The following is a 520-nucleotide window of genomic DNA, read 5'->3' as shown; positions in this document are numbered from 1 at the left end:
CTGACGCGTAAATAGAACCTGGTCAGGGTGGGTGTGGGCAGGGCTGGGTGCCCGGTGGCCGTGGAGGGCCGTCGGGTGTCCGGGTCTGCCGGTCAGGCCGCGGTCTCCCTGGGGTTGAGGGTGACGGTGTAGCCGAGCTGGTTGAGCTGGGTGATGGCCCGGCGGGTGGCGCGTTCGGGGTCGCGTTGGGTGAAGTAGCTGCCGCCGAGTTCCTGGTAGGCGACGTTGTCGGTGAGCATGTGCCAGATCGCGGTGATGATCGAGTGTTCGACGGCGACCAGGGCTCTGAGTGGGCCGCGGCGGGCGGTCAACCGCTTGTAGCGGGCGGCGAGGTAGGTGTCCTTGGTTCTGACCGCGCCGAACGCGGCGAGGCCGAGGGCGCCTTTGAGGTAGGGGTTGCCGGGCCGGACCTTGGTGTTCTTGGTGCGGCCGGCGGACTCGTGGTGGCCCGGGCAGACTCCGGCCCAGGACGCGAGGTGCTTGGCCGTCGCGAACCGGGTCATGTCCCCGCCGGTCTCCG

1 protein-coding gene is annotated in these 520 nt (G+C 70.0%); it reads right to left on the bottom strand.

The window, feature by feature from the left end:
• Window positions 1-92 precede the first annotated feature (92 nt).
• A partial coding sequence (locus NLX86_RS34650) for a transposase (protein WP_302062083.1) occupies window positions 93-520 on the bottom strand: 428 nt, incomplete at its 5' end.

Source organism: Streptomyces sp. A3M-1-3 (assembly GCF_024213665.1).
In the GTDB taxonomy this organism is placed as follows: Bacteria; Actinomycetota; Actinomycetes; order Streptomycetales; family Streptomycetaceae; genus Streptomyces.
The sequence above is the reverse complement of the archived record's forward strand: the minus strand, read 5'-3'. Positions and strand labels throughout refer to the sequence as shown.